Origin of the sequence: Pseudoxanthomonas sp. (assembly GCF_027498035.1) — a bacterium.
GTDB lineage: Bacteria > Pseudomonadota > Gammaproteobacteria > Xanthomonadales > Xanthomonadaceae > Pseudoxanthomonas_A.
Genome location: NZ_CP114978.1, coordinates 3,318,791 through 3,341,561, shown reverse-complemented (window position 1 = coordinate 3,341,561; position 22,771 = coordinate 3,318,791). Strand labels below are relative to the sequence as shown.

The following is a 22,771-nucleotide window of genomic DNA, read 5'->3' as shown; positions in this document are numbered from 1 at the left end:
CGCCGACACCGGGCGACATGCCCCCACGACCCCGTCACGGTCCGGCGCCTAGGCTGCGACCACTCCCGGCACCGAGGCGTTCCCATGCAGGCCCTGATCACTGGCGGCAGTGGCTTCATCGGCCAGGCGTTGTGCCCGGCCCTGCTGGCAGGCGGCTGGCAGGTCACGGTGGTGTCGCGCGACATCCAGGCGGCCGCACGCAAGCTGCCCGGCGCGGTCCGGGTGCTGGCCGACGTGGAAGGCGCCCACAGTGCCGATGCGGTGATCAACCTGGCGGGCGCCCCTCTGGCCGGACGCCGCTGGAACGATGCCTACAAGCAGACCCTGCGCGAATCGCGCCTGCGCACCACCGAAGACCTGTTGGCCTGGATGGAAACCCTGCGCGTGCGCCCGGCGGTGCTGGTGTCGGGTTCGGCCATCGGCTATTACGGCCCATGCGACGACACCCCGCTGGCCGAATCTGCACCGGCCGGCAGCGATTTCGGCGCACAGCTGGCTGCCGACTGGGAAGCCGCGGCCCTGCCCGCCCGCGAGCTGGGCGTACGCACGGTCCTGCTGCGCACCGGCGTGGTCCTGGGCGGCGGCGGTGGCGCCCTGCAGCAGCTGCTGACGCCCTATCGCATGGGCCTGGGCGGGCCGATCGGTGACGGCAACCAGTGGTTCAGCTGGATCCATCTGGACGACATCGTCCGCCTGATCCTGTGGCTGCTGGACCAGGCCACGCTGCACGGGCCGGTCAACGGCACCGCGCCCACGCCGGTCCGGCAGAAGGATTTCGCGACCGCACTCGGCCGTGCCCTGCACCGTCCCGCCCTGCTGCCGACGCCCGGCTTCGCGCTCAAGGCCGCGTTCGGCGAAATGGGCCAGATGCTGATCGATGGCCAGCGCGTGATCCCCGCGCGTGCCCAGGGCCAGGGATTCCAGTTCCTGTATCCGGACATCGACAACGCCCTGGACCAGATCGTGGGCGATCAGGCCGGCTGAGCCTTGAAATCCATCCCACGCCGCCATCGCCCGAAAGCGATCGCGGCGCCGGTTGACCGCATGCAGCTGGCGAGGCGACTCAGAACGTGGCGCCGATCGCCATCACCACGTTGTCGTGGTCGGCCAGCACGTCGTAGTCGTTGTTGCCCAGGTAGTTGGTGTAGGCCACCGAGGCGAAATAGTTGCCGGCAAACTTGGCCGCCAGCCCCAGCGCAACGGTCTTGCGATCTTCCACCAGCGCGCTGTCCACCGAGTAGCCATGCACGTCCTGGCCGAAGGTCAGGCTGGGCGAGAGCGTGGTGCTGCCCACGGCATAGTTCAGCTGGCCCTTGATCCGGTAACCCCAGGCCATCTTGGTGAAGTAGCCCTTGTTCACGCAGCCCTGCGGGTTCTGCACGGCCGAGCAGCTGCCGTCATAGCCTTCCGGCGAATAGCCCCAGGCAAAACCACGGCCATAACGTGCGGTGTCCAGCCCTGGCAGGTTGACGTGCTGCCAGGCAGCTTCGCCCACCAGCAAACCGCTCTGCGCGCCGAGCAGCGGGCCGAAGCTCCGCAGCGCCGACAGCTGGCCCTGCCATTTGTGGAAGCGGTCGTACCCCTTCAGCAGGAAGCCTTCGTCCTGGCCCAGGGTCCGGTCGCCGACCGGCCCGCCGTTGCGGGTCAGCGCGGCGAACATGTCGGCCGTGTTGATCTGCACCGGCAGGTTGTCCGAATAGCTCACTTCACCGGCGAACTTCCACTTACCGGCCTTGTGCGAGGCCGACGCGCCCATCAGGTGGATGCCATTGGGGTATTCCCAGGACTCGGTGATGGTCGACAGGCGCGTGGACAACGCGGCGTAGGTGGCCGGCACGCCGGCGGCTTCCAGGGTCGCGGTCAGCGTGGGATTGGTCAGCGCGCTGTTGGGCGTGGTGGCGTTGAGGATGGGCGTGCGCGAGTTGTAGCGCATCCAGTACACGCCGATCTCGGTGGCGATCGGCTTGAGGGTGTAGTGCGCAGCCACGCCGTACTGGCCACTGTCCTTGCCTTCGATGTCGGTGCCGCGCGGCAGATAGGCGCCCACCGCATTCATGTAACCGTCGCTGAGCCACTGCCCGGCATCGGCCGACGCGGCGTTGATCGGGTAATAGGCATTGGACTGCAGGCCCGAGCAGCCGCTGTCGATGCCGATGTCGGTGCCCGACCAGAACGTGCCGCACGGGTCCAGCTCCGCCGCGCGCCATTTCCACTGGTAAAAGCCTTCCACGCTCAGGCCGTTGTCGAAGCTCAGCTTGTTCCACAGCATCTCGACCGGCAGCTGGGCTTCGGTGGCCGCATCGGTGCCCGGGCGGCGCAGGGTGGTGGCGTCCAGCGGATTGACCTGGTTGAGACCATTGAAGAACACGCCCTCGCCCCACTTCACCCGCTGCTTGCCCACGCGCGAATCCAGCTGGGTGTGCTCGCCCAGGTTCCAGCGGCCATACAGATAGGCGTCCAGCAGCATGCCGCCGGAAAACTTGTTGGACTGCGAGAACCCGTCGTCACTCAACGGCGCATTGGCTTCGAAACCGCTGGGCTGGTTGCCCTGCGGCACGTCATTGTCCTTCTGTGCGGTGTCGTACCAGGCGCGACCACTGACCGCCACGCCCAAGTTGCGCCACTTCAGGTCCACACCGGTGGTGACCTTGAACAGCGCCGAATAGGTGTCGCCGGCGTCGTAGTTCAGGTTGCCGTCGTCGGAGGTGTCGCTGCCGTCGCCGCCCTTGGCCTGCCCGTCGGAGCGGAAGCCCTTGCCCACCAGGTGCGAGGAGGCGCCGGTGGTGCGCACGCCCATGCCGAAGGTGGCGCGCGTGATCCAGATACCCGTGACTTCGCCGTCGGCAAGCTTGAATTCGGCGGCATGCAGCGGCCCGGCGATGGCGGCAGCCAGCAGGCACAGCGCGGGCATGGCCACGCGCGCAGGACGGAAAGCAGCGGACTTCGACATCATCTTCGTTACCGGGGCGTTAAAAGCGGCGTGCTTTATACCACCCGTGGCGACAGGTGCCGACTTTGGTTGCAGGGGTTACCAAAACCCCGTGAATTCAGGCATCTGCGCACGATATGGCGCGTGATGGAAATCACCCCGTTGATCGGGATCCACTCAGTCGGCAAGCGCCTCCGCCGCGACGACATGCCGGCCAGGGCGCGCCTGCAACGCGGCATCGACCAGGGCCGTGGCGATACGCTCGGCCGGGTTCACCCGCATGCGCCTGGGCAGTACCGGACCCAGGGCCCGCAGTGCGATACCCGCGAGGTGTTCACCCGTGCGCCGGCCAGCACGCTCGCCACCGATCAGCCCGGGGCGCACCAGCGTCAGCGAGACATAGCCGAGCGCTTCGAGATCACGCTCCAGGTTGCCCTTGACCCGGTTGTAGAAGAAGCGCGAATCCGGGTCGGCACCGGCGGCCGAATTCAATGCATACGACAGCGCGCCTCCCTGCAGGGCCAGGCGCGCGACCGCCAGCGGATAGTCGTGATCGACGCGGGCGAAGGCCTCGCGCGAACCGGCCTGTTTCATGGTGGTGCCCAGCGTGCAGATCACACTGTCCGCCTTCCACCAATCCTGATCCACCGGTAGTGCATCGAAATCCACCACCGGGTTGAGCAGCTTGGCGTGCACGGTTTCCAGCGAACGACGCGTCGGCGCGACCACGCGCTCCACCGTGTCTTCCACCAGCAACTGCGATAGCACATGGCGACCGACCAACCCGGTCGCGCCCACCAGCATCACCTGCATCATCGTGACCCGCACCACACACGCAACAAGACCAACCCCAAGCCTAGCGCAGGCAGGCGCTCACGTGCGCCATGTGCCACGGCTTCAGGCGTTGACGTCCACCACCACCCGGCCACGCACCCTGCCAGCAAACAAGTCATCCACCACACGCGGAACATCGGCCAAGCCCACCTGCGTGGTCATGGATTCCAGCAGGGAGGGATCCAGGTCCGTGGCCAGGCGACGCCATGCTTCCTCGCGCACGGGCTGCGGCGCGTTGACCGAATCGATGCCCGCCAAGGTCACGTTGCGCAGGATGAAGGGCAACACGGTGGTGGGCAGGTCGCTGCCCTGGGCCAGGCCACACGCGGCGACGGTGCCGCGGTAGCGCGTCTGCGCCAGCACGTTGGCCAGGGTGTGGCTGCCGACGCTGTCGATGGCGCCTGTCCAGCGTTCTTTCTGCACGGGCTTGCCGGCTTCGCCGAGCGCCTGGCGATCGATGACCTCTGCCGCGCCAAGCGACTTCAGATGCGCCGCTTCTTCCAGGCGCCCGGTCGAAGCCACCACGCGATAGCCGAGCTTGCCCAGGACCGCGATCGCAACCGAGCCCACGCCGCCATTGGCGCCGGTGACGAGGATCTCGCCATCGCCGGGCTTCACGCCGTTGTGCTCCAGCGCCAGCACCGACAGCATCGCGGTATAGCCGGCCGTACCGATGGCCATGGCCTGGCGCGCATCGAACGCCGCGGGGCGGTGCACCAGCCATTCGGCCTTCACCCGTGCGCGTTGCGCGTAACCGCCGTGATGGGTCTGGCTGAGCGCCCAGCCATTGACCAGCACCGGATCACCCGCCTTGAATTGCGGATTGTTCGATTCGACCACGCTGCCGGCCAGGTCGATGCCACCGATCAGCGGAAATACCTGCACGACCGGCGCCTTGCCGCTCAGCGCCAGTGCGTCCTTGTAGTTGACCGTGGAATAGTCGACTGCGACGGTGACCTCGCCGTCCATCAGGTCGCTGTCTTCCAGCGACACCAGTTCCGGGGCGAAGCCATGCTCTGTCCTGGTGACCTGCAATGCCTTGAACGCCATCGTGCTTGCTCCTGCTTCTGTGCGAAGCCGGGCATGCTAATCGTCATGCCGTGAGCGGGACAGAACGTACAATCGTGTGCGTCAGTATCACCGGTGTTCCTGTGGCCATGCGCAAGCAACTGGATTTCAAAAGCGGCTGTACCGTGGAAGTCACGCTGCACGTCATTGGCGGCGTGTGGAAGCCGCTGATCCTATTCCACCTGCTGACCGGCAAGCTGCGTTTCATGCAGCTGCAACGCCGCGTGCCCAACGCGACCCAGCGCATGCTGACCCTGCAGCTGCGCGAACTGGAAGCCGATGGCGTGATCCGGCGAGAGGTCTTTCCCGAAGTGCCTCCGCGCGTGGAATACGAGCTGACCGGGTTCGGCCGTACCCTGGAACCAGTGCTGCTGATGCTGCGCGACTGGGGCTCGACCCACATGGAGACCCTGCGCCCTGCCGACGAGCCCCCGCCAGCCGAGGTGAACAGCTGCAAGCCTGGAGGTCGCACCGCGACTGCGCGTGCCTGAGGTTCCCAGGCGTCGTCGCCATGCTCCCGCGCACCGCGATGCTGCGAAAACGGCATCACTGAACGCGCAGAACTGACGACTCCGCATCGCCAAGCATCAGGCGGTTGACTAGAATCATGGCCTTGCACGAAGCATAGCCAGCCCCCAAGCCGACAGACATGCCAGGAACGGCCCCCCTGACCGACACTGCCCTCGTTGTTTCACGATCACCACGCATGCCGGTGATCCTGCCGTGCTTCGCGTTGGCTAGCCTGGCCGGCTTCATCCTGATCACCATCAGCGTGCATCTGTTGCGTCCGGATCTGGACGTGGTGCGCAACCAGATGAGTCTTTACCTGATCGGCCCCTGGGGCCATCTGCTGCAATCGGGTTACTGCCTGCTGAGCCTGGGCATGCTGGCCCTGGTCTTCGGCCTGCACGGCAGCCTGCAGCCACGCGCGCGCAGCGTGGTGCCCCTACTGTTGTTCGGCGTTGCCGCCGTCGCGCTGTGCGTCACGGCCTATGCGTGGATGGACATGCCCGGTGTCCCGGTCACGATGCAGGGCCGCCTGCATCGCCACGCCGCGACGACCACGTTCCTGGCGGCGGCGATCGGCGTCAACTGGCAGGCCATGGCCTTTCGTCTTGACCGGAGCTGGCGCCCGCACATGGTGTGGGCCCTGCCCTGGGCGATGCTGTGCTTCCTGTCGCTATCGCTGCTGGGGCTCTGCCCCGAATCGATGATCGGACTGGGCCAGAAGTCGGTGATCGTCGTGATCCTGGGCTGGCTCGGCGCGGTCTCGCTCTGCCAGCTACGCCTGGTCCGCCTGCAGGAAACGGCCGAGCGATAGGGCAGCGGACACATGCCTGCGCCCGCCCGCTTTCATCAATGTGCGGTTTGCTTGCCGCGCAACTTGCCGAACAACAAGACCGCGCCCAGCACGATCGCGCCCGCGGCGATGCCGACAACCGCATTGAACAGCGTGCTGACGACCGTACCGGCCATGCCCTGTGGCAGCACGCCCTCGATGACGTGGTGCAGGGGCCCGATGTTGTGGACCAGGATCCCACCGCCCACCAGGAACATCGCGATCGTGCCGGCGATGGAGAGAAATTTCATCAATAGCGGCGCGGCCACCAGCAGGCCTCGGCCGATCGTCGCCAGCGCGGTACCTTTCCGGGTAAGCCACAGGCCCAGGTCGTCCAGCTTCACGATTGCCGCGACCAGGCCGTAAACGCCGACGGTCATCGCAATGGCAATCAGCACCAGCGCCAGGACCTCCTGCAGGAACGGGGGCGGCGGCGAGCGTTCGCTGAGTACCCCAAGCGACAGCACGATGATCTCGGCCGACAGGATGAAATCGGTCCGGATCGCCCCCTTGATCCTGTCTTTCTCCAAGGCGACTACGTCCACGCTGTCGTCGGACAACGCCTTGAGCTGTTCGGTACGCCGAGTCGCGTCTTCCTCTTTGGAATGCAGGAGCTTATGCGCGAGCTTCTCCACGCCCTCGAAGCACAGATACGCGCCACCGATCATCATCAGATAGGGAATCGCAGCCGGCAGCCAAGCGCTGATCGCCAATGCCGCCGGGACCAGGATTGCCTTGTTGACCAGCGAGCCCTTGGCCACACCCCAGACCACCGGCAGTTCGCGATCTGCCTTCACTCCCGTGACCTGTTGCGCATTGAGCGCCAGGTCGTCGCCCAGCACGCCAGCGGTCTTCTTCGCGGCGACCTTGGTCATCACCGCGACGTCGTCGAGCATGCTGGCGATATCGTCGAGCAGGGTGAACAGGCTGGCTCCGGCCATGCGGTGCATCTACCAAAGTGGGTGAGGCCCGCATTGTGCATGGCGCCCCAGGAAAACGGGAACACGCGACCAAATGAATAGCGAATCTTCCCTGGCCCGCAGCCATGCGCCAGGGCATCCACCACGAAGGGGATGTGGCCCGTAGATCGCCACAAGGGCTGGCAGACCGTCCAGCAACGGAATCCCTCGTTCCTCCAAGGCCGTCACACTGGCATCCAACACAAAAGCGCCGGGCAATGCCCGGCGCTTTCTGGATCATGCGATGGATCAACCCGCTATCTGCGCACGCACCGCTTCTCGACCACGCGATCGCCCTTGTCGATCTGCCTGTTGCCCTGGATTGTCCGCCCTGCTGCGCCTCCCGCGACAGCACCTCCGACCGTGGCCAGCTTCTTGCCTTTGCCGCCGCCGACCTGGCTACCCAGCAGTCCGCCAAGGACGGCGCCGGTCGCGGTACCGGCAATTCGGTTCGGATCCTTGCTGTTCTTCTGGACCTCGACATTGCTGCAGACCACGCGCGTCCCATCATTGAAACGACGCCCTTCATCTTCCGGCCCGTAGGCCTGTGCGAATGCCGTAGCGGCAATGCCCAGCAGGCCGGCACTTAGAATCAGTGTGTTCGCTTTCATGGCGCACCTCCATTGACTGCGTTGATGCGAATTCCATCAGGCCACGCCGCATCAGAATCCGTGGTGAAGAAGCCACGATCTCCGTGGAACGCGCGGCCACTGTTCAGCGGCGAGCACATGACATCAACCTGAAGTGAGCGCACCTTTTCGAAACGTCCGCGCTGCACAGGGTGGTGGATTCAGGCAGGTAACCCAGTCACCGCCCACCGTTGATGCCAAAGCCGAGGTCTTCATCCCCTGCCCCGTAGTCCGTGGCAGGTTGTAGCGCCCGAGCCGCGCATTAATGCCAGCGTCTCCGTATTAACTCGCGCCAGCTTTTGCCAGTGCCGAGTCCTGGGCGCCCTTTTGCTTCGGGCAAAGAAGAACCCCGCAGATCTTTCGATCTACGGGGTTCTGGGGTAAGGCCCTGGCGATGACCTACTCTTGCATGGCTTAAGCCACACTACCATCGGCGCAGCTGCGTTTCACTTCCGTGTTCGGGATGGGAACGGGTGGGACCACAGCGCTAATTTCACCAGGGAGACAGTTGGAGCGTCGCTATCCGTTGAAGCTGGATTGAGCGCCTGACTCGCGTATTTACTTGTGACGTAGTGAGTTCGTTTTGATGCCATCGACACGTGTTGTCGAGGTTAAGTTGGTCATCGGGTTAAGCCCGAAGCCACTTGAGGTTATATGGTCAAGCCACACGGATCATTAGTATCAGTTAGCTCAATGCATTACTGCACTTACACACCTGACCTATCAACCACCTAGTCTTGATGGTTCCTTTAGGGGACTTGTGTCCCGGGAGATCTCATCTTGAGGCGCGCTTCCCGCTTAGATGCTTTCAGCGGTTATCGCTTCCGAACATAGCTACCCGGCAGTGCCACTGGCGTGACAACCGGAACACCAGAGGTTCGTCCACTCCGGTCCTCTCGTACTAGGAGCAGCCCCTCTCAAATCTCCAACGCCCATGGCAGATAGGGACCGAACTGTCTCACGACGTTCTGAACCCAGCTCGCGTACCACTTTAAATGGCGAACAGCCATACCCTTGGGACCGACTACAGCCCCAGGATGTGATGAGCCGACATCGAGGTGCCAAACACCGCCGTCGATATGAACTCTTGGGCGGTATCAGCCTGTTATCCCCGGAGTACCTTTTATCCGTTGAGCGATGGCCCTTCCATACAGAACCACCGGATCACTAAGACCTACTTTCGTACCTGCTTGATCCGTCGATCTTGCAGTCAAGCACGCTTATGCCTTTGCACACAGTGCGCGATGTCCGACCGCGCTGAGCGTACCTTCGTGCTCCTCCGTTACTCTTTGGGAGGAGACCGCCCCAGTCAAACTACCCACCATACATGGTCCCCGATCCGGATAACGGACCTAGGTTAGAACGTCAAGCACATCAGGGTGGTATTTCAAGGATGGCTCCACTGCAGCTAGCGCCACAGTTTCATAGCCTCCCACCTATCCTACACAGACGAACTCAACGTTCAATGTAAAGCTATAGTAAAGGTTCACGGGGTCTTTCCGTCTTGCCACGGGAACGCTGCATCTTCACAGCGATTTCAATTTCACTGAGTCTCGGGTGGAGACAGCGCCGCTGTCGTTACGCCATTCGTGCAGGTCGGAACTTACCCGACAAGGAATTTCGCTACCTTAGGACCGTTATAGTTACGGCCGCCGTTTACTGGGGCTTCGATCAAGAGCTTCGCCTTGCGGCTGACCCCATCAATTAACCTTCCAGCACCGGGCAGGCGTCACACCCTATACGTCCACTTTCGTGTTTGCAGAGTGCTGTGTTTTTGATAAACAGTCGCAGCGGCCTGGTCACTTCGGCCTCCCCCAGCTATTCACCAGAAGAGGCGCACCTTCTCCCGAAGTTACGGTGCTATTTTGCCTAGTTCCTTCACCCGAGTTCTCTCAAGCGCCTGAGAATTCTCATCCTACCCACCTGTGTCGGTTTACGGTACGGTCTGCGTAAGCTGAAGCTTAGGAGCTTTTCCTGGAAGCGTGATATCAGCAGCTTCGCCCTAAAGGGCTCGTCCTTAGTCTCAACGTTGCTCCCCCGGATTTGCCAAAGGGAACCGCCTCAACTCTCTCACCAGGACTACCAACGCCTGGCCTGCCTAACCTTCTCCGTCCCTCCATCGCACTTACGCGAGGTGCAGGAATATTAACCTGCTTCCCATCGACTACGGCTTTCGCCCTCGCCTTAGGGACCGACTAACCCTGCGTCGATTAACGTTGCGCAAGGAAACCTTGGGCTTTCGGCGTGGGGGCTTTTCACCCCCATTATCGTTACTCATGTCAGCATTCGCACTTCCGATACCTCCAGCAACCTTCTCAAGTCACCTTCAACGGCTTACGGAACGCTCCTCTACCGCGCATCACAAAGTGATGCACCCCAAGCTTCGGTTCACTGCTTAGCCCCGTTAAATCTTCCGCGCAGACCGACTCGACCAGTGAGCTATTACGCTTTCTTTAAAGGGTGGCTGCTTCTAAGCCAACCTCCTGGCTGTCTATGCCTTTCCACATCGTTTTCCACTTAGCAGTGAATTTGGGACCTTAGCTGTGGGTCTGGGTTGTTTCCCTTTTCACGACGGACGTTAGCACCCGCCGTGTGTCTCCCATACAGTCCGTCTTGGTATTCGGAGTTTGCAATGGTTTGCTAATCCGCGATGGACCGCTAGCCATAACAGTGCTCTACCCCCAAGAGGATACATATGAGGCGCTACCTAAATAGCTTTCGAGGAGAACCAGCTATCTCCGGGTTCGATTAGCTTTTCACTCCTAATCACAGCTCATCCCCGTCTTTTGCAACAGACGTGGGTTCGGGCCTCCAGTACCTGTTACGGCACCTTCACCCTGGCCATGACTAGATCACCCGGTTTCGGGTCTACTGCCCGCGACTATGCGCCCTTATCAGACTCGGTTTCCCTTCGCCTCCCCTATACGGTTAAGCTTGCCACGAACAGTAAGTCGCTGACCCATTATACAAAAGGTACGCAGTCACTCCTTGCGGAGCTCCTACTGCTTGTACGCACACGGTTTCAGGATCTATTTCACTCCCCTCTCCGGGGTTCTTTTCGCCTTTCCCTCACGGTACTGGTTCACTATCGGTCGATCAGGAGTATTTAGCCTTGGAGGATGGTCCCCCCATGTTCAGACAGGGTTTCTCGTGCCCCGCCCTACTCGATTTCACTGATATGGCCCTTTTAAATACAGGGCTGTCACCTTCTATGGCTAGTCTTTCCAGACTATTCTTCTAAAGCCATATCAGCTTAAGGGCTGTTCCCCGTTCGCTCGTCACTACTCAGGGAATCTCGGTTGATTTCTTTTCCTCCGGGTACTTAGATATTTCAGTTCCCCGGGTTCGCCTCCAGCAGCTATGTATTCACTGCAGGATACCGCCGAAGCGGTGGGTTTCCCCATTCGGACATTACGGGCTCAATGCTTGTTGCCAGCTCCCCCGTACTTTTCGCAGGCTGCCACGTCCTTCATCGCCTCTGATCGCCTAGGCATCCACCGTGTGCGCTTATTCGCTTGACCATATAACCCCAAGTTGCCTCAGAGCTACATGCCATGTTCCAGGGGTACAAAGCCTGCAACACGAATATAACCACTCAATTTCTTAGGGACTCGAAGTCCCCGCCTTAGCCTCAACGACACGTGTTTAGATGATCATCTAAAACGCTCGCTACGTCACAAGTTGTTAAAGAGCAGAATGCAGGCCTCAACGCCTGACACTCAAACTTTGAAAATTCGTATGCGCAATCAAACATCCAGAATGGTGGGTCTAGGAGGACTCGAACCACCGACCTCGCCCTTATCAGGGGCGCGCTCTAACCACCTGAGCTACAGACCCAATAAATCGTCGTGCCAGATGGTGGAGCCTGTCGGGATCGAACCGACGACCCCCTGCTTGCAAAGCAGGTGCTCTCCCAGCTGAGCTAAGGCCCCAAATAGGGACTATTCCGATCGGTCCGTACCGATCAGGAAACTCTGGATGCAGGTTACTTGTGTGGACGCCTACAAGAAGCGCTTGTCATGCTCAAAAGGAGGTGATCCAGCCGCACCTTCCGATACGGCTACCTTGTTACGACTTCACCCCAGTCATCGGCCACACCGTGGCAAGCGCCCTCCCGAAGGTTAAGCTACCTGCTTCTGGTGCAACAAACTCCCATGGTGTGACGGGCGGTGTGTACAAGGCCCGGGAACGTATTCACCGCAGCAATGCTGATCTGCGATTACTAGCGATTCCGACTTCATGGAGTCGAGTTGCAGACTCCAATCCGGACTGAGATCAGGTTTCTGGGATTGGCTCACCGTCGCCGGTTTGCAGCCCTCTGTCCTGACCATTGTAGTACGTGTGTAGCCCTGGTCGTAAGGGCCATGATGACTTGACGTCATCCCCACCTTCCTCCGGTTTGTCACCGGCGGTCTCCTTAGAGTTCCCACCATTACGTGCTGGCAACTAAGGACAAGGGTTGCGCTCGTTGCGGGACTTAACCCAACATCTCACGACACGAGCTGACGACAGCCATGCAGCACCTGTCTCACGGTTCCCGAAGGCACCAATCTATCTCTAGAAAGTTCCGTGGATGTCAAGACCAGGTAAGGTTCTTCGCGTTGCATCGAATTAAACCACATACTCCACCGCTTGTGCGGGCCCCCGTCATATTCCTTTGAGTTTCAGTCTTGCGACCGTACTCCCCAGGCGGCGAACTTAACGCGTTAGCTTCGATACTGGGTTCCAAGTTGAACCCAACATCCAGTTCGCATCGTTTAGGGCGTGGACTACCAGGGTATCTAATCCTGTTTGCTCCCCACGCTTTCGTGCCTCAGTGTCAGTGTTGGCCCAGATAGTCGCCTTCGCCACAGATGTTCCTTCCGATCTCTACGCATTTCACTGCTACACCGGAAATTCCACTATCCTCTACCACACTCTAGTGATCCAGTATCCACTGCAATTCCCAGGTTGAGCCCAGGGCTTTCACAACAGACTTAAACCACCACCTACGCACGCTTTACGCCCAGTAATTCCGAGTAACGCTTGCACCCTTCGTATTACCGCGGCTGCTGGCACGAAGTTAGCCGGTGCTTATTCTTTGGGTACCGTCAGAACACCCGGGTATTAACCGAATGCTTTTCTTTCCCAACAAAAGGGCTTTACAACCCGAAGGCCTTCTTCACCCACGCGGTATGGCTGGATCAGGCTTGCGCCCATTGTCCAATATTCCCCACTGCTGCCTCCCGTAGGAGTCTGGACCGTGTCTCAGTTCCAGTGTGGCTGATCATCCTCTCAGACCAGCTACGGATCGTCGCCTTGGTGAGCCATTACCTCACCAACTAGCTAATCCGACATCGGCTCATCTATCAGCGCCAGGCCCGAAGGTCCCCGGCTTTCCCCCGAAGGGCGTATGCGGTATTAGCGTAAGTTTCCCTACGTTATCCCCCACCAAAAGGTAGATTCCGATGTATTCCTCACCCGTCCGCCACTCGCCACCCAGAGAGCAAGCTCTCCTGTGCTGCCGTTCGACTTGCATGTGTTAGGCCTACCGCCAGCGTTCACTCTGAGCCAGGATCAAACTCTTCACTTAAAACTACATTGCCTTGCGGCAAAAGCTTTGAATGCAGATGTCTAACCCAAGCTACGTATCGCTTGCATTTCTACAATCTCTATGTGCTTGTATAAGTCATCTGCAAGATGGACAGCTCGTCCTTCCTGCAGGCGCCCACACAAGTCACCTGCGCATACTTTCAAAGAGCTTCGAAGTTGGCCTCAGCGCCTTCCTCGTTGGCTGCAGCGTTTCCGCTTCAGCGAGCCGCCCATTATAGGGCAGTTTCGGAGTTCGTCAACACCTCGTTGCGAGGGATTTTCGAACTTCGCTTCCGTCGAACCAGTCCGTTACCGCTGAACCGTTTCTGCCGAAGCGAGCCGCCCATTATGCGGCAATTCCGCGATTCGTCAAGTGCTTCGTTTGAAGCTTTTCCGAATCCCCTGCTTGCCGTGTCGCCGTTGTTGCCGGCGCCACCGAAGCGGGGCGCGAATTATGGGCGTGCTTCAGAGGTTTGTGAAGGGGTCATGACAACTTTTTTCAACATTGATGGCCTCAAACAGCAGAAAGCCCGCAACAGCGGGCTTTCTGACTTCCGGCATCAGCCCGCCAGCAGGCGGACGCGGGCGAAGTTGCGCTTACCCACCTGCAAAACGCCCTCGAATCCGGGCTGGAACAACAGCTGCGAATCTTCCACCACCACGCCATCCACCTTGACCGCACGCTCCTTGAGCTTGCGACTGGCTTCCGAATTGCTGGGCGTCACACCTGCGGCCGTCAGCAAGGCGCCAATCCGCAGGCCCTCCGCCGGGACGGTCACATCCTGCAGCGGCAATAGAGAGGTGTCCCCTTCACCGCGAACCACGGCGTGCCAGCCGGCGATGGCGGTTTCGGCCTGCGCTGCATCATGGAAGCGCGTGGTCAGCTCAAGCGCCAGGCGCAGCTTCACGTCCCGCGGGTTCAGCGCGCCCGACGCCACTTCGGCCCGCAGATGCCTGGCCTCGTCGATACTGATATCGAAGCTGAGCAGATCGATCCAGCGCCACATCAGCTCGTCGCCGACCTTCATGGTCTTGGTGACCATGTCGATGGCCGGCTCATTGATGCCGATGTAGTTGCCCAGGGACTTGGACATCTTGTTGACGCCGTCCAGGCCTTCCAACAGCGGCATGGTCAGAACGATCTGCGGCGCCTGGCCGTAGTGCTCCTGCAGGCCACGGCCCATCAGCAGATTGAACTTCTGGTCGGTGCCGCCCAGCTCCACGTCGGCCTTCAATGCCACCGAATCGTAGCCCTGGACCAGCGGATACAGGAATTCGTGCAGGGCGATGGACTGCTGTGCCGCGTAGCGCTTGGCGAAGTCGTCGCGCTCCAGCATGCGGGCCACGGTGTGCTGGCCCGCCAGGCGGATCATGTCCGCGGCGGACATCTGGCCGAACCACTCACTATTGAAGCGGACCTCGGTCTTTTCGCGATCCAGCACCTTGAAGACCTGGTCTTCGTAGGTCTTGGCATTGGCCAGCACGTCCTCGCGGGTCAGCGGCTTGCGGGTGACGTTCTTGCCGGTCGGGTCGCCGATCATCCCGGTGAAGTCGCCGATCAGGAAGATCACCTGATGGCCCAGGTCCTGGAACTGCCGCATCTTGTTGAGCAGCACGGTGTGGCCGATGTGCAGGTCGGGCGCAGTCGGATCGAAGCCGGCCTTGATCCGCAGCGGGCGGCCAGTCTGCAGGCGCTGCTGCAATTCTTCGACCTTGAGGATTTCGTCGGCACCGCGGCCGATCAGTTGCAGTGCTTCTGCCTGTGACACGTGACTTCCCGGAAAATGAACACGGCCGCGCCGTGATGACAAAGTTGAACGCCCAGTTAAAGCCAGGTTAACGGTGCGCTGGATGAAAAAGCCAATCCACTCAAAGGTTTGACCTGTCCTTGATGCCTGACTATGGTAGCCCGATTGGGCCTTCCACTTGGGCCCCAGGGTGAAGACATCGATGCAGACACACGGGGATGGCAGCCGCCGCAAGCAACGGTTCCGCGAACGACTGGACGTCCTTCGAGAGTCAGCACTCCATCACCACGTCACCCGGCACCTGCCCAAGAGCAGCTGGACACGCCGCCAGTGGATCCACGCATCGCTGTTCACCACCATCGGCATCATGGTGGCCACGATCGTGCCGGGCTTCTCCACCGCGATGAAACCGGAAATCAAGCCACTGGCCACCGTGCCACTGGCATTGCCGGACATGGAACCCCACAAACTGGTAGCCACGCCGGGCGACAACTGGCAATCCATCAGCGTGCGCCCGGGCCAGACCCTGAGCGCCATCTTCGAAAGCATGGGCGTGCCGGCTGGCACACTGCACCGGATCCTGGGCAACAAGGATGCCGCCGCCGCACTGCGTCGCCTGCACCCGGGCGACGAGATCGCTTTCGACCTGCCTGAAGGCGGCGCCCTGCGCGCCCTGCGCTACGACCGCGACATGGCCACCCGCATCCAGCTCAACGTCACCGACGACTCGGTGGAAGAAAAGATCATCAAGCGCGACGTCAGCGTCCGCACCGCGGTGCTGAGCGGCAAGGTTGGCGGCTCGCTCAACCGCGCCGCGCGCAAGGCCGGCCTGACCGCAGCCAACATCAATGCGCTGACCGACGACATCTTCAAGTACGACATCGACTTCAACTCCGACCTGAGCCCGAACGACCGCTTCAGCGTGGTGGTCGAGCAGACCTGGCGCGAAGGCCAGCTGGTCGCCACCGGACCGGTGCGGGCGGCGACCTTCACCGTCAACGGCGCACTGCATTCGGGCTTCCGCTTTGCCCGCCCGGGCGGCCAGCCGGAATACTTCACCGCCGCCGGCAAGCCGCTGAAGAAGAGCTTCATCCGCATGCCGATCCCGTACGCGCGGCTGAGCTCGCGCTTCGGTGCGCGCAACCACCCGATCCTGGGCAAGATGCGCATGCACAAGGGCGTGGACTACGCCGCCGCGACCGGCACCCCGATCATGGCCGCCGGTGACGCACGCGTGCAGTTCGTCGGCCAGCAGAACGGCTACGGCAATGTGGTGATCCTGGATCACGGCCAGGGCCGCACCACGCTGTACGGGCACATGTCGCGTTTTTCCAAGATCCATCGCGGTGACCGCATCGCCCAGGGCACGGTGATCGGCTATGTCGGCTCAACCGGCATGGCCACCGGCCCGCACCTGCATTACGAATTCCGCGTCAACGGCGTGCACCGCAATCCGCTGCAGGTGACGCTGCCGCCGCCGGAGCCACTCGGCGGGCCGGTGCTGGCGCAGTTCAAGACCCAGACGTCGAACGCACTGGCGCGTATCCGCACGGTCGAAAGCGCGATCTATGCCGATGCCGCGCCCGCTCCGGCCAGCACCAGGGCGCTGGCCGAGGCTTTGGACGCTTCGCGCACGCGCAGCAGCAAGCAGTGACGCCGCCGGCAGCACCCCGCGCCGGGGGACCGCTGGCACGCAAGCCAGCGCTGGGTGACCTGTATCTGGGCATGATCTCCGGCACCAGCGCCGATGGCATCGACGTGGCGCTGGTGCGCTTCGATCCTGAGCCACAGCTGCTGATGGGCCGCACCTATCGCTGGGACGATGCGCTGCGCACGCGCCTGATCGAGCTGGGCCAGGGCGGTGAAGCGACCTCGCTGGACGAACTGGGCGAACTCGACGTCCAGGTCGCGCAGGCATTCGCCCATGCCGCTGGCAGGCTCATCACCCAGTCCGGGCTGGACCGTGCGCAGGTGCGCGCGATCGGCTCGCACGGGCAGACCGTGCGCCACCGGCCCGACGGCACCTTTCCTTTCACCTGGCAGATGGGCGACGGCAACGTGATCGCCGAACGCACCGGCATCCCGACCGTGGCCGACTTCCGCCGGCGCGATGTCGCCGCCGGTGGCCACGGCGCACCGCTGATGCCGGCCTTCCATGCCGCCATGGTCCACAGCCCCACCGAAGACCGAGCGGTGCTCAACCTGGGCGGCATCGGTAACCTCACCCTGCTGCCGGCCAACGGCCCAGTGCGCGGCTTCGACACCGGCCCGGCCAATGCGCTGCTGGATGCCTGGTGCGAGCGTCACACCGGCATGGCCTTCGATGCTGGCGGCGCCTTCGCGGCCAGCGGCAAGGTCGATGCGGCATTGCTGGAGAGGCTCCTGGACGAGGCCTGGTTCGCTTTACCCCCGCCCAAGAGCACCGGCCGCGAGCAGTTCCACCTGGCCTGGGTCGAAGCCAAGCTCGGCGACGCTGCACTGGCCCCGGCCGACGTGCAGGCTACGCTGCTGGAACTCAGCGCGATCACCGTGGCCGACGCCCTGCGCGCGACCCAGCCCGACACCAAGCGGGTGATGGTCTGTGGCGGTGGCGTGCACAACCCGGTGCTGATGCAGCGCCTGGCCGCGCACCTGGCCGGCATGACCGTCGAATCCAGCCAAGCCCACGGCATGCATCCGGATTACGTGGAGGCGATGGGCTTTGCCTGGCTGGCCCGCGAAACGCTCGCCGGCCGCCCGGGCAACCTGCCCAGCGTCAGCGGCGCCAAGGGCCTGCGCGTGCTGGGCGCGCTCTACCCGGCCTGATCGGTCTGTACAACGCTGGGCCGCTCAGGCCCAGTCGCGCAGCTTCGAGGTCTTGCCCACGCCGGGATTGAAGCCGTTGTGCGGATCGAGCTGGCGGAAGAAATCCACCTGCGATGCCGGCGCCTGATACAGGTGGCCGACATTGTGTTCGGCCGGATAACGCGCGCCGCGCCTGTCCAGCACTTCCAGCATCGCCTCCTCCAGCGCATGGCAGTCGGTGCCCGGACGCACGATGTAGTCCTGGTGCATCACGTGGCAGAAGAAGTGCCCGTAATAAAGCTTGTGCAGCACCGGCGCATCGAGCTCGGCCGGCAAGCGTTCGAACCAGTCGCGGTCGTTGCGGCGCAGGGCGATATCCAACGCGACGATGTCTTCGACCTGGCTCGGATGCACCGCGCGATAGCGCACCGCCGCGCCGGCGACGGCAAACCGCAGCAGGAACGCCTTGGTGCCCTCGTCCGGCGTGCAGGCGAAATAGTCGCCGCTGGTCGCATCGCTGAAAAACGCCTTGAGGTAGGCCGCCGCTTCATCGATGCCAGCGCCGGACATCTTCAGCAGCAGGTGGTGTTCGTAGCGCCGGCGGTAGTCGCGCATGCGCGACGGCAGATGATCGGGAAAACGCTCGGACAGCCATTGCAGCACGCGGTCGCTGACGTGTTTCGGGAACACACCCAGTCGCTCCAGGAACGCATCCACGCGCGACTTGGCGGCGAAGAACGCCGGCAGCCGGCGCGTGCCGAGTTTCTGGATCGTGAGGAAGGTGTCCTTGCCGTAGCGGTCGCCGATGTCGAACGCATCGCGGTGCAGGTATTCCCCCGCCACCGGCAGCGACTGGAAGCTCGACAGCAGGTCGCGGCGGATCCGGGTCAATTCATCCGGATCATCCGTGCCGATGTAGAACACCGCGGTCTCGTCGTGCCTGGGAAAGGTGTCCAGGCGCACCGCGAACACCGCCAGGTGCCCGGCCGAGCCAGCGGCTTCGTGCAGGCGACGCGCATCGGCATTGAAGCGCGCGGGCGTGTCGGCATCGATATCGCGTACGTGCGTGGCGTAATCGTGGTCGGAAGCGCAACCGCCGGGCGTGACATCGCTGGCGCAGTAGTCACCGCGATCGAGTTTCGCCAGTGCGGCTTCCGGATCGTCACCCAGGGTGATGCCCAGGTGATTGACCAGTTCCAGCCGCCCTTCCGCATCGCGCCGCGCGAACAGCGCCATTTCGGTATACGCCGGGCCGCGATGGATCAGTGACCCGCCGGAGTTGTTGCAGATCCCGCCCAGCACCGAGGCGCCCAGGCAGGACGAGCCGATCACCGAATGCGGCTCGCGCCCCAGCGGGGCGAGCAGCTGTTCCAGCTGGTCCAGCGTGGCGCCCGGCAGGCACAGCACCTGTCGACCTTCATCGAGCAGCTGCACCTGGCGCATGCGCAGCGTGTTGATGATGACCACCGGCCGGTCGTAATCCGCACCGTCCGGCGTCGAACCACCGGTCAGGCCGGTATTGGCTGCCTGCATGATGACGATGACATCGGCCGCGACGCAGGCCTCGAGTACGCGCCACTGTTCGACCAGCGAACCGGGTCGCGCCACTGCCAGCACCGGACCGCTGCCGAAGCGGAACCCGCTGCGGAAGCGACGCGTGGGCGCATCGCCGGTCAGCAGATGCCGACGCCCGACCACGCCGCGCAGCGCCTCCAGCAGCGCCGACGAATCCAGTGGTGACAAGGCAGGCGCGTGGCGCAGGACATTCATTCAAGCGGACCAGGAAGCGACGTCAGGCGCGATTATCGACCCAGATTGGCGTTGAGGTCCGGCTGCACGATCTCGATCCAGTAGCCATCCGGGTCCTTCACGAATGCCACGTCCTTCATCTTGCCCTGCTCCGGACGCTTCACGTAGTCCACGCCATTGCTGTCGAACCACGCCACGGCCTTGCCCAGGTCGGGGACGGCGAAGCAGATGTGGCCGAAGCCCTGCGGCTGCGCGTTGCCGTTGTGATAGGCGAAATCGGCCTGGGTTTCGGTGCCCCAGTTGTGGGTCAGCTCCAGGATGCCGCGCTGGGCGAAGGTCCAGCTGGTGCGCGCGCCGACGTCCTCGGGCACCTGGTCGGCCTCATTCAATTTGGCCAGGAAGAACAGCGAGAACTGCATTTCCGGGAAGTCGAGCTTGCGCAGCAGGGTCATGCCGAACACGTGCGTATAGAACGCCAGCGCCACGGCCGGGTCCTTGACCCGCAGCATGGAGTGGTTGAACACAAAGCCGTCGGTTTCGGGCGTCACCGGCTTCACGCCGGGCTGCTGTTCACTGGTAAACATCATGGGAACCTCGATGAAGATTTGAACAGGGCGCTGCAATCACGCAGCGCCCGCGTGGGGGAGTGCAGCGATGGCATCAGGAGAACTGGATGCCGCCGTCGATCATCACCGACTGGCCGGTCATGTAATCCGAATCCGGCGAAGCCAGGTAAGAGACGAATTGTGCGACATCTTCCGGGACCGACACACGGCCCAGCGCGATGGCTTCGGAATATTTCTTGATCGCCTGGCCTTGCGGAATTCCCTCTTCCTTGGCCAGTTTCTCGTCGATCAGCTCCCACATGTCGGTGCCGACGATGCCCGGGCAGTACGCGTTGACGGTGATCTTGTGCTTGGCCCATTCCATGGCCGCGGCCTGGGTCAGGCCACGCACGCCCCACTTGGACGCCGAATACGGGCCCAGCAACGCGAACGGCCGATAGGCGACGATCGAGGCGGCGCCGATGATCTTGCCACCACCGCCCTGCTTGATCATCTGCCGCGCCGCTGCGGTGTAGCAGAGGAAGGCGCCACGCAGGTTGACCGACATGATCCGGTCCCAGGTGTCCACGTCCACTTCCAGCAGCGAGGTGACGTTGGCGATGCCGGCGTTGGCGACCATCACGTCGAGCTTGCCCAGGTCCTTGGCGACCGCTTCGACCATACCGGCGACGTCGGTTTCCCTGGACACATCGGCCAACGCGACCGTGCTGCGCACGCCCTTGGCACGGACCTCCTCAGCGGTCTGTTCGGCGATGGCCTTGTTTGCGGGAATGTCGTTGATGGCCACGTCCAGGCCGTCGGCAGCCAGGCGCAGCGCGATGGCCTTGCCGATGCCACGGCCGGCGCCGGTGACCAGGGCCACGCGATTGGAGGATGTTGCAGTCATGGGAATGATTCCTTGCTCAGCGACGGGAAAAGCGTCCGCCTCCTGCCTGGCAGGAAGCAGCGTTGGAACATCGGGCGGCCGCAGCCCGCGCGGTGTTGCGCGGGCGTGGGTGGCGAAAGGTCAGACTGCCCGCGCCTGCATCTGCGCGGCGATGTATTCGGCCTGGCGCATGGCCAGGGTGACGATGGTCAGGGTCGGGTTTTCCTGCGCCGAGGTGGTGAACTGGCTGCCATCGGAGACGAACAGGTTCTTGATGTCGTGGCTCTGCCCGTGCGCGTTGACCACGCCGTCCTTGGGACTCGCACTCATGCGGCAGGTGCCCAGGTTGTGCGTGGACGGGTACGGCGGCGTGCGATACACGCGCGTGGCGCCGGCGGCGTTGTAGATCTTCTCGCCGGTCTGGAAGGCATGTTCGCGCATCGCCAGGTCGTTGGGATGGTCGTCGTAGTGCACGTTGGCCACCGGGATGCCCAGCTGGTCCTTGACTGCGCCGTTGATGGTCACCCGGTTGGTGGCGCGCGGCATGTCTTCGCCGACGATCCACATGCCTGCCATGTGCGAATAGCGGTCCATCGCTGCGGTGAAGTCGCTGCCCCAGCCGCCCGGGTCGAAGAATGCCGCCATGAACGCCGGCCCGAGCGAGATGGTTTCCAGCTCGTAGCCGCCGACAAAGCCACGCGAAGGATCGTGGCGCGCCTCATCGCGCACGATGCCGGCCATGGTCGTTCCGCGGAACATGTGCACGGGTTCGTTGAACACGCCCCAGACGCTGCCAGTAGTGTGGCGCATGTAATTGCGGCCGACCTGGTCGGAGCTGTTGGCAAGCCCGGTATCGAAGGTGCTGGAGGCCGAATTCAGCAGCAGGCGAGGGGTTTCGATGGCGTTGCCGGCCACCGCGACGATGCGCGCCTTCTGCCGCTGCTCCTTACCGTCCTTGTCGAAGTACACCACCGCGCTGACCTTGCCCTTGGCATCGTGCTCGATGCGCGAGACGTGCGCGCCGCTGCGCAGTTCCAGATGCCCGGTGGCGATGCCGCGTGGAATCTCCGTGTACAACGTCGACCACTTGGCGCTGTAGCGGCAGCCCTGGAAGCAGAAGCCGCGCTGCATGCAGTGCATGCGCCCGTCGCGCACCACAGGATTGATCGCCATGCGCCCGGTGCTGCACTGCGTGTAGCCCGCCTTGGTGGCGCCGGCATACATGGCCTTGAAGTTGTTGTTGCCCGGCAGGCCCGGCAGGCCTTCGGTGCGGGTGATGCCCATCTTCTGCTCGGCGCGCGTGTAGAACGGCGCCATCTCGTCCAGCGTCACCGGCCAGTCGAGCAACTGCGCATCCTTGAGTTCGCCATAAGTGCTGCGCGCGCGGAACTCATGTTCTTCAAAGCGCAGGCTGGCGCCGGCCCAATGCACCGAGGTGCCGCCGACGGTCTTGCAGATCCACGCCGGCAGGTTGGGGAAGTCGCGCGCCACGCGCCAGTCGCCGGTGACCGTGCGCATGTCGGTCCACGCCAGCTGCTGGAACGAAGGCCATTCGTCAGCGATGAAGTCGCCCGGCTCGTGCAGGCCACCGGCTTCCAGCAGCACCACGTCCACGCCTTTCTGGGCCAGTTCGTTGGCCAGGGTGCCGCCGCCAGCACCGGACCCGATGATCACCACCACGCTGTCGTCGGTGGCGGCAAAGGTTTTCTTGTTGTCGTAATCGCCCATCG

15 protein-coding genes, 2 tRNA genes and 3 rRNA genes are annotated in these 22,771 nt (G+C 62.8%); 5 read left to right on the top strand and 15 right to left on the bottom strand.

Features of this window, described 5'->3' with window-relative positions:
• Window positions 1-84 precede the first annotated feature (84 nt).
• The gene (locus O8I58_RS14560; RefSeq protein ID WP_298317514.1) at window positions 85-984 is read left to right on the top strand and encodes a TIGR01777 family oxidoreductase; all 900 of its coding nucleotides are present in this window, start codon (window positions 85-87) and stop codon (window positions 982-984) included.
• A 79-nt stretch (window positions 985-1,063) separates the two neighbouring features.
• Here the strand turns inward: O8I58_RS14560 and O8I58_RS14555 are convergent, their stop codons facing one another.
• The 3 genes from O8I58_RS14555 to O8I58_RS14545 form a co-directional block, all read right to left on the bottom strand.
• Complete coding sequence (locus tag O8I58_RS14555) at window positions 1,064-2,950, bottom strand: DUF1302 domain-containing protein (RefSeq protein ID WP_298317512.1); 1,887 nt, start codon at window positions 2,948-2,950, stop codon at window positions 1,064-1,066.
• Window positions 2,951-3,106: 156 nt separating this feature from the next.
• On the bottom strand, window positions 3,107-3,742 hold the full coding sequence (locus O8I58_RS14550) for a Rossmann-fold NAD(P)-binding domain-containing protein (protein ID WP_298323019.1): 636 nt from the start codon (window positions 3,740-3,742) through the stop codon (window positions 3,107-3,109).
• An 84-nt stretch (window positions 3,743-3,826) separates the two neighbouring features.
• Entirely contained in the window at window positions 3,827-4,813 is a 987-nt protein-coding gene (locus O8I58_RS14545; protein ID WP_298317509.1) for an acrylyl-CoA reductase (NADPH), read from the bottom strand.
• A gap of 107 nt (window positions 4,814-4,920) precedes the next feature.
• Here O8I58_RS14545 and O8I58_RS14540 point away from each other — a divergent pair, with 107 nt between their 5' ends.
• Together O8I58_RS14540 and O8I58_RS14535 are read left to right on the top strand one after the other, a co-directional pair.
• Window positions 4,921-5,322, top strand: coding sequence for a winged helix-turn-helix transcriptional regulator (locus O8I58_RS14540; RefSeq protein ID WP_298317506.1), 402 nt, complete (start codon window positions 4,921-4,923; stop codon window positions 5,320-5,322).
• A 215-nt stretch (window positions 5,323-5,537) separates the two neighbouring features.
• A complete protein-coding gene (locus O8I58_RS14535) occupies window positions 5,538-6,152 on the top strand; it encodes a DUF998 domain-containing protein (protein ID WP_298317503.1) in 615 nt (204 codons plus the stop codon).
• A gap of 35 nt (window positions 6,153-6,187) precedes the next feature.
• Here O8I58_RS14535 and O8I58_RS14530 read toward each other — a convergent pair whose 3' ends face one another.
• The 8 genes from O8I58_RS14530 to tyrS all read right to left on the bottom strand — a co-directional run bounded on the left by O8I58_RS14530 (window position 6,188) and on the right by tyrS (window position 15,098).
• The gene (locus O8I58_RS14530) at window positions 6,188-7,111 is read right to left on the bottom strand and encodes a DUF808 domain-containing protein (RefSeq protein ID WP_298317500.1); all 924 of its coding nucleotides are present in this window, start codon (window positions 7,109-7,111) and stop codon (window positions 6,188-6,190) included.
• A gap of 275 nt (window positions 7,112-7,386) precedes the next feature.
• Window positions 7,387-7,740 (bottom strand): glycine zipper 2TM domain-containing protein, encoded by a 354-nt coding sequence (locus O8I58_RS14525; RefSeq protein ID WP_298317498.1) that lies wholly within the window; start codon window positions 7,738-7,740, stop codon window positions 7,387-7,389.
• Window positions 7,741-8,144: 404 nt separating this feature from the next.
• Window positions 8,145-8,259 (bottom strand): 5S ribosomal RNA (gene rrf / locus O8I58_RS14520).
• A 153-nt stretch (window positions 8,260-8,412) separates the two neighbouring features.
• Window positions 8,413-11,279 (bottom strand): 23S ribosomal RNA (locus O8I58_RS14515).
• Window positions 11,280-11,518: 239 nt separating this feature from the next.
• A tRNA-Ile gene (locus O8I58_RS14510) sits at window positions 11,519-11,595 on the bottom strand.
• A 19-nt stretch (window positions 11,596-11,614) separates the two neighbouring features.
• Window positions 11,615-11,690 (bottom strand) — tRNA-Ala (locus O8I58_RS14505).
• A gap of 94 nt (window positions 11,691-11,784) precedes the next feature.
• Window positions 11,785-13,330, bottom strand: a 16S ribosomal RNA gene (locus tag O8I58_RS14500).
• Together the 16S, 23S and 5S rRNA genes with 2 tRNA genes alongside form the textbook arrangement of a ribosomal RNA operon.
• Window positions 13,331-13,889: 559 nt before the next feature.
• On the bottom strand, window positions 13,890-15,098 hold the full coding sequence (tyrS, locus tag O8I58_RS14495) for a tyrosine--tRNA ligase (protein WP_298317495.1): 1,209 nt from the start codon (window positions 15,096-15,098) through the stop codon (window positions 13,890-13,892).
• A 181-nt stretch (window positions 15,099-15,279) separates the two neighbouring features.
• On the opposite strand from tyrS, the gene O8I58_RS14490 reads away from it, so the two are divergent.
• Complete coding sequence (locus tag O8I58_RS14490) at window positions 15,280-16,731, top strand: M23 family metallopeptidase (protein WP_298317492.1); 1,452 nt, start codon at window positions 15,280-15,282, stop codon at window positions 16,729-16,731.
• Window positions 16,732-16,763: 32 nt separating this feature from the next.
• Window positions 16,764-17,882 (top strand): anhydro-N-acetylmuramic acid kinase, encoded by a 1,119-nt coding sequence (locus tag O8I58_RS14485; protein ID WP_298323016.1) that lies wholly within the window; start codon window positions 16,764-16,766, stop codon window positions 17,880-17,882.
• A 24-nt stretch (window positions 17,883-17,906) separates the two neighbouring features.
• Here O8I58_RS14485 and dld read toward each other — a convergent pair whose 3' ends face one another.
• The 4 genes from dld to O8I58_RS14465 all read right to left on the bottom strand — a co-directional run bounded on the left by dld (window position 17,907) and on the right by O8I58_RS14465 (window position 22,769).
• A complete protein-coding gene (gene dld / locus O8I58_RS14480) occupies window positions 17,907-19,631 on the bottom strand; it encodes a D-lactate dehydrogenase (RefSeq protein WP_298317489.1) in 1,725 nt (574 codons plus the stop codon).
• 32 nt (window positions 19,632-19,663) lie between these two features.
• Window positions 19,664-20,197 carry a lactoylglutathione lyase gene (gene gloA / locus O8I58_RS14475; RefSeq protein ID WP_298317486.1) on the bottom strand — a complete coding sequence of 178 codons (534 nt, stop codon included), beginning with the start codon at window positions 20,195-20,197 and terminating at the stop codon, window positions 19,664-19,666.
• Window positions 20,198-20,270: 73 nt separating this feature from the next.
• Window positions 20,271-21,062: an acetoin reductase gene (locus O8I58_RS14470; protein WP_298317483.1), complete on the bottom strand. Its 792-nt coding sequence runs from the start codon at window positions 21,060-21,062 to the stop codon at window positions 20,271-20,273.
• Window positions 21,063-21,182: 120 nt separating this feature from the next.
• Window positions 21,183-22,769: a GMC family oxidoreductase gene (locus O8I58_RS14465; protein ID WP_298317480.1), complete on the bottom strand. Its 1,587-nt coding sequence runs from the start codon at window positions 22,767-22,769 to the stop codon at window positions 21,183-21,185.
• Window positions 22,770-22,771: the final 2 nt, after the last annotated feature.